This is a genomic window from Flavobacterium sp. (assembly GCF_035456225.1).
GTDB lineage: Bacteria > Bacteroidota > Bacteroidia > Flavobacteriales > Flavobacteriaceae > Flavobacterium.
Window position 1 is genome coordinate 1 of sequence record NZ_DATIDM010000042.1, and the last position, 6,427, is coordinate 6,427.

8 protein-coding genes are annotated in these 6,427 nt (G+C 37.9%); 4 read left to right on the forward strand and 4 right to left on the reverse strand.

All coding sequences use genetic code 11. The features are described from left to right. Window positions 1–35 precede the first annotated feature (35 nt). Both VLB74_RS02475 and VLB74_RS02480 read right to left on the reverse strand, forming a co-directional pair. A complete protein-coding gene (locus VLB74_RS02475) occupies window positions 36–899 on the reverse strand; it encodes a hydroxymethylglutaryl-CoA lyase (protein WP_325201888.1) in 864 nt (287 codons plus the stop codon). A gap of 39 nt (window positions 900–938) precedes the next feature. Beyond that, a complete protein-coding gene (locus VLB74_RS02480; RefSeq protein WP_325201889.1) occupies window positions 939–1,958 on the reverse strand; it encodes a quinone-dependent dihydroorotate dehydrogenase in 1,020 nt (339 codons plus the stop codon). Between the two features lie 191 nt (window positions 1,959–2,149). On the opposite strand from VLB74_RS02480, the gene VLB74_RS02485 reads away from it, so the two are divergent. The 3 genes from VLB74_RS02485 to VLB74_RS02495 all read left to right on the forward strand — a co-directional run bounded on the left by VLB74_RS02485 (window position 2,150) and on the right by VLB74_RS02495 (window position 3,809). Beyond that, entirely contained in the window at window positions 2,150–2,446 is a 297-nt protein-coding gene (locus tag VLB74_RS02485; protein ID WP_325201890.1) for a hypothetical protein, read from the forward strand. Window positions 2,447–2,541: 95 nt separating this feature from the next. Beyond that, the gene (locus VLB74_RS02490; protein WP_325201891.1) at window positions 2,542–3,084 is read left to right on the forward strand and encodes a GNAT family N-acetyltransferase; all 543 of its coding nucleotides are present in this window, start codon (window positions 2,542–2,544) and stop codon (window positions 3,082–3,084) included. Window positions 3,085–3,161: 77 nt separating this feature from the next. Then, window positions 3,162–3,809: a dioxygenase family protein gene (locus tag VLB74_RS02495; protein WP_325201892.1), complete on the forward strand. Its 648-nt coding sequence runs from the start codon at window positions 3,162–3,164 to the stop codon at window positions 3,807–3,809. Window positions 3,810–4,042: 233 nt separating this feature from the next. Here the strand turns inward: VLB74_RS02495 and VLB74_RS02500 are convergent, their stop codons facing one another. Further along, window positions 4,043–5,089, reverse strand: coding sequence for an RluA family pseudouridine synthase (locus VLB74_RS02500; protein WP_325201893.1), 1,047 nt, complete (start codon window positions 5,087–5,089; stop codon window positions 4,043–4,045). Continuing rightward, window positions 5,079–5,711: a PASTA domain-containing protein gene (locus tag VLB74_RS02505; protein ID WP_325201894.1), complete on the reverse strand. Its 633-nt coding sequence runs from the start codon at window positions 5,709–5,711 to the stop codon at window positions 5,079–5,081. The genes VLB74_RS02500 and VLB74_RS02505 overlap by 11 nt, the downstream gene beginning before the upstream one ends. A gap of 322 nt (window positions 5,712–6,033) precedes the next feature. Between VLB74_RS02505 and VLB74_RS02510 the strand changes: the two genes are divergently transcribed. After that, the coding region (locus VLB74_RS02510) for a D-alanine--D-alanine ligase (protein WP_473964690.1) at window positions 6,034–6,427 on the forward strand (394 nt) is incomplete at its 3' end.

The window sequence follows — 6,427 nt, forward strand, 5'->3', positions numbered from 1 at the left end:
TTTAGACTTTTTTTAAATAATTTTAACAGGAAATATTAATGATAAACTGTAAAAATTTTAAGAGCCTCATTATAAGCACTTTCGAAACTCATCGGACTTAAATTCGTGTCGGCTTTCACAGAAGTAAAATAAGAAAGCATCTTTTCGGTTGGCATATTTCCGGTTAAATCATCTTTAGCCATCGGACAACCGCCGAAGCCTTGAATAGCTCCGTCAAAACGTCGGCAACCTGCTTTATAAGCAGCATCTACCTTCTCAAACCATTTGTCAGGTGTAGTATGCAAATGAGCACCAAATTCCACATTAGGAAATTTCGGAATCAGATTGGAAAACAAATAATCAATAACTTCAGGGGTTGAACTTCCTATTGTATCTGAAAGGGACAAAATCTTCACTCCCATCGCAGCCAATTTCTCGGTCCACTCTCCTACTATTTCAACATTCCAGGGATCTCCGTACGGATTTCCGAAACCCATAGAAATATAAGTCACCACTTCCTTATTGGTTTTGTCAGCGATATTAAGAATTTCCTGCAATGTTACCAACGATTCAGCAATCGTTTTATGGGTATTTCGCATCTGGAAATTCTCCGAAATCGAAAAAGGAAAACCTAAATACTGAATTTCAGGATGAATGGAAGCGTTTTCAGCTCCCTGTGTATTGGCGATAATGGCCAGCAGCTTGCTTTGTGTATGTGACAAATCCAATTTTGCCAAAACCTCAGCCGTGTCCTGCATTTGCGGAATGGCTTTCGCCGATACAAAACTTCCGAAATCAATGGTATCAAACCCCACTCGCAATAACGACTGGATGTACTGCACTTTTTTATCTGTCGGGATAAATTCCTTAATGCCTTGCATAGCATCGCGCGGACATTCGATAATCTTGACTTTTTCCATTGAAGAATCTGAAGTTCTGAGTGGCTAAGGTACTACCTTTTATGCTTTTTCTAAAATCTTTTTATTGATGGCTTTCACTAAAGCGGGTCCTTCGTAAATAAACCCGGTGTACAGTTGTACCAGGCTGGCACCGGCTTCCAGTTTTTCAATAGCATCTTCGGCAGTATGGATTCCGCCCACACCAATAATAGGGAAGGCTTTATTGCTCTTTTCAGAAAGAAAACGAATTACCTCGGTAGAACGTTTCGTCAATGGTTTTCCGGAAAGACCACCCGTTTCAATCTTATTCACCGATTGCAATCCATCACGGGAAATAGTCGTATTAGTTGCAATAACACCGGCAATTTTAGTTTCTTTTACAATATCAATGATGTCCAGCAATTGTTCGTCGGTTAAATCCGGAGCAATTTTCAACAAGATTGGCTTCTGTTTTTGCTTGGTTTCATTTCTGTTTTGAAGCGTCTGCAACAATTGTGTCAAAGGTTCTTTATCCTGTAAAGCTCTTAAATTAGGCGTATTCGGCGAACTCACATTCACCACAAAATAATCCACATAATCATACAAGGCATCGAAACAGATTTCATAATCCTTTACAGCTTCTTCATTAGGGGTAACTTTATTTTTCCCGATGTTTCCACCGATTAGAACACCGTTATTCGCTTTCAGACGTTGTACCGCCTCTTCTACTCCGCCGTTGTTGAAACCCATTCGGTTAATAATCGCCGAATCTTCTCTTAAACGGAATAAACGCGTCTTCGGATTTCCGTCCTGACCTTTTGGCGTTAATGTTCCGATTTCGATAAATCCGAAACCAAAATTGGAAAGTTCTTTATATAATTTCGCATCCTTATCAAAACCAGCGGCCAATCCGACCGGATTTTTGAATTTCAACCCAAAAACTTCCCGCTCCAAACGTTTGTCGTTCACCGTATAAAACGACTTCAGTATCGCGGAAACACCCGGAATTTTATTGGCAAAACGAACAGCCGAAAAAGTAAAATAGTGAACTGCTTCTGGATCGAAACAAAAAAGTATCGGACGAATAATCTGTTTGTACATGGTATAATTGTGTTGTTGTACAAAAATAGAAATTTGAAATCAGAATTCGGAAATTATATCACAGAATGTTTTTTTCAAATCTTTTTGAAAATCAAAAAAAGCAACTTTAAAACACTAAAAATCAAATCATTGCAATTTTATTAATTCGTAACTTTATGAGTCAATTTTTGTTTAATTTAATTTTTCACATTATGTACATAGTCAGAGAAATATTCTATTTGCAATTTGGCCGATTTAAAGAAGCCAAAGCATTGGTTGATGAAGCTAACAAACTTGGACTAATGAAAATGCCCGAGGGCGGAAGAATCCTAACCGACTTTACCGGAGAAGGATATCGGTTCATATTCGAAGGGCCTTATAAGACTTTAGCCGATTTTGAAGCCGAATTATCCAGAGAAATGAATGCCGAAGCCTGGAAAGCATGGTATGAAAAGTTTAAGCCGCTGGTAAGACATTCGGAACGTGAAATCCTGAAACAGATTGGTTAAAACAGTTTGTTTTCTTTGAAGGAGGATTCATTCAAATCCAGTATCTTTACAATTGACACAACCAAAATTAAAAATCAATTAGTAAGACTCAAAAAATGAATTTTGAACTGCTGGAAACTCCGAATCTTATCTTAAGAAAAATAACACCTGAAACTTACGAGTTCGTATTTCATCATTATAACGATAACGACCTGAAAACTTTTTTCGGGTTTTCAAAAAATGAAGAACTTGATAAAGAGAAGGAAAAACTGAAAAAAGGATTAACTACCTACAACAGGTCGTTTGTGAATTTTCAGATTCTTGATAAAGAAACCGGAGATATCATCGGAGCCTGTGGTTTTCACACCTGGTCTTTTGAACACCATCGCGCTGAAATCGGCTATGCTTTAAACAGTGACGAACATATGGGCAAAGGTATCATGACAGAGACATTGAAAGCCGTTATCGATTATGGTTTTAAAACGATGAACCTAAACCGAATCGAAGCCCTCATCGGACCTAAAAATGAAGCATCGCTGCGTTTAGTCGAAAAATTTAATTTTACCAGGGAAGGTTTGCTGCGTCAGCATTATTTCAAGAATAACGTTATGGAAGATTCTGTAATTTATTCTTTACTGCGAGTGGAATATAACCAATAGTAATTGATTGAGAATTCGTAAGTCCTAAAAGTTTTTTTGAGTTTCAGAATACCAATTGATTATCAAAAACACATATTATGAAACATGCTGTTAAACTGATAGGATTGATTTGCATCTCATTACTAATGCCTTTTTGTAAACAACAGGAAACTTCAAAAGAATTTGCACAATCTTCTGCAAAACTTGTTGCTGAAAAAGACAGTTGTGACAGTCCGGATGCTCCCATCGAATGCTATTTTGTGAATATGCCGAAACAATTATCGTCTGCTATGATCATTCCGGATGAAAAAAAAGACGGCGAGAAATTGATCATCAGCGGAACCATCTATAAAAAAGACAAATCCCCATATGCTGATGTAATCTTATATGCCTACCACACCGATTCCAAAGGCGAATATTCTAAAAAAGGGGACGAAAAAAGTGTTCTGAAATGGCATGGTTCCCATCACGGCTGGTGTAAAACCGATAAAAACGGTAACTACAAAATTGAAACATTTCGACCTGCCTCCTACCCGAACAGTAATAATCCACAGCATATACATTCTGCTGTTAAAGTTCCGGACAAAGGCAAACCAATGTACATCAATGATTTTTTATTCAAAGACGATCCTTTACTTAAAAAACCACTCAACTCCTACGATAGGGAAAAAGGCGGTTCGGGAATTGTCGATGTAAAAAAAGTTGATGGTATTTGGGTTGGTAAACGAGATATCGTTTTGGAATAATAATATAAAAGCATCACAAACCCGTTACCCTGCTGACACATGTAAAAACAGCTCACAGATCATACCGAATGAACTGGTTTACACAAATAAAATTCAAAAGTGATTTTAAAAGCTGATTGTGATTTATACCAAATCTTTTAGTTTACCCCAAAAAATCTGTGTCATCCGTGGCCTAATGCATTATGCATAACACTTGCGTCCAAACGGTAACTTAAACCCGAAGGCTTTTTTATTTAATTTTCATCTTCAACAGTGTGCGATTTAGAATACACGCGCCATTTTTCGAAACATTCCTTCATATCCTGGGGGATTTCAGTATCAAAGCGCATGAATTCTTTTGTGGTCGGATGCTCGAATCCTAACGTTTTAGCATGCAGTGCCTGTCTAGGCAGTGTCTTGAAACAATTGTCGATAAACTGTTTGTATTTGGTAAAGGTAGTTCCTTTTAAAATCAGGTGACCTCCGTAACGCTCATCGTTGAACAATGTATGCCCGATGTGCTTCATGTGTACGCGGATTTGGTGTGTACGACCTGTTTCCAATTTACATGAAACCAAAGTCACATACCCAAAACGTTCTATTACTTTATAATGCGTTACCGCCCATTTTCCATATTCTTCGTTGTCGTAACAAGCCATTTGCATTCTGTCTTTCATGTGACGTCCGATATATCCTGTTACAGTTCCTTCATCTTCTACTACATTACCCCAAACCAAGGCAACATATTCTCTTTCGGAGGTTTTTTCCTCAAACTGTTTGGCTAAAAGCGCCATCGCATTATCGGTTTTGGCAACTACCAATAAACCTGAAGTGTCCTTATCGATTCGATGCACCAATCCGGGACGCTCACTGCTGTTCATCGGCAGGTTTTCAAAATGATAAGCCAATGCATTAACCAATGTTCCCGTATAATTTCCGTGTCCGGGATGCACCACCAAACCAGCCGGTTTATTGATTACCAACAACTGATCGTCTTCATAAACGATGTCCAACGGAATATTTTCAGGAATAATGATATTTTCAAATGGCGGATGCTCCAATAGAACACGCACCACATCATTCGCCTTTACCTTATAATTGGACTTGACCGGAATGTTGTTTACGAAAATATTCCCGTTAGCTGCTGCCTGCTGGATTTTATTACGTGTGGCATTTTCAACCAAATTCATTAAAAATTTGTCCACACGCAAAGGCGCCTGACCTTTTCCGGCTTCAAAACGATGATGTTCGTATAATTCTTCGTCTAATTCTTCCTGATCTGTTATATGATTATTCTGCATTTTCATCTGCCGGAGTCGGCTCTACTAATTGTTCACTTGCATTTATACTGTCCATCTCCTGGTCCTGGAACCCGGTTTTTCCGTCACCTAAAACAAAATCAATTTTTGACGACTTTAATATCTTATCACCCGCCTTCAGCGTTTTACCGTTTTGTTTTACTTCCAGAACTACGTCTTTTGCCATGTATTCCACATACTTCACATCGCCTTCCTGAAGACCTAACGCACGTAAAGTCGACAACGCCTGACGGTATGTTTTCTGAACCAATTCCGGCAATACTACTTTCGCATACCCTCCTGAATTGATTTTCACATATACTGATCGTCCGTCTTTTACCGTCACAGCCGGAAGTGGATCCTGTTCTACAATAGAATAAGGAGGAAAAGCAGGATTATAATCCACCGTATCTAACAAGTGTAATTCTAAATCGATGTCATTTAAACGTTCTTCTGCTTTTTCAATTGACATTTTTGCCAGATTGGGAACTGGGATCTCTTCTCCGTGATTGGTTGCAACACTTAAAAACTTCATCACTCCAAAAATGGATACCGCAACAATTACTAAAGCTATTGCCAGGTTTTTGAAAAATACAGGACTTGTTAAAAATTTCTTCCAACTCATAGTTTTGGTTTTGGGCAAAGATATAAAATACTAAAGATTTTTTGTTTCTTCCGAAAAAGTAATTGTTTGCCTAATGTCGTCAGGAACCCACTTTTTCAATTTTATTGGAAGAAAAATATTTTTTGATGTGGGTTTCGACAAATAGTGATAATTTTGTAAGAACTAGTACTTATAAAATAACGGACAAAATATGAAATCGTAACTTATAAAAGTTTGCACTACAATTGAAAAATCATCGAACTCCGATGAAAAATAAAATATTGTAAGGTAAACGTCAAAAAAGCGATTCCATATATGACCTCTAAAAAATAAATTTACATATATGAAAAATGTTGCCATCATCATGGGAGGCTATTCCAGCGAATATCAGATTTCTTTAAAAAGCGGAAATGTAGTTTATAATTTCCTGGACAAAACCAAATACAATGCCTACCGGATTCATATTTTCAAAGAAAAATGGGTGATGGTGGATGAAAACGAAAATGAATTCCCTGTAAACCGTCATGATTTCTCTGTGAATTATGCCGGAATTAAGCTTACCTTCGATGTGGTTTTCAACGCCATACACGGCACTCCGGGCGAAGACGGGCTGATGCAGGCTTACTTCGAATTATTAGGCATTCCGCAAACTTCTTGCGATTATTATCAGGCGGCGCTGACATTCAACAAACGCGACATGCTTTCGGTTTTAAAACCTTATGGCATCAAAACGGCTA

Bases quoted from the DNA above. Each gene is read 5' to 3' on its own strand.
- VLB74_RS02475 (WP_325201888.1), bottom strand. From the start codon at position 899: ATGGAAAAAGTCAAGATTATCGAATGTCCGCGCGATGCTATGCAAGGC.
- VLB74_RS02480 (WP_325201889.1), bottom strand. From the start codon at position 1,958: ATGTACAAACAGATTATTCGTCCGATACTTTTTTGTTTCGATCCAGAA.
- VLB74_RS02485 (WP_325201890.1), top strand. From the start codon at position 2,150: ATGTACATAGTCAGAGAAATATTCTATTTGCAATTTGGCCGATTTAAA.
- VLB74_RS02490 (WP_325201891.1), top strand. From the start codon at position 2,542: ATGAATTTTGAACTGCTGGAAACTCCGAATCTTATCTTAAGAAAAATA.
- VLB74_RS02495 (WP_325201892.1), top strand. From the start codon at position 3,162: ATGAAACATGCTGTTAAACTGATAGGATTGATTTGCATCTCATTACTA.
- VLB74_RS02500 (WP_325201893.1), bottom strand. From the start codon at position 5,089: ATGCAGAATAATCATATAACAGATCAGGAAGAATTAGACGAAGAATTA.
- VLB74_RS02505 (WP_325201894.1), bottom strand. From the start codon at position 5,711: ATGAGTTGGAAGAAATTTTTAACAAGTCCTGTATTTTTCAAAAACCTG.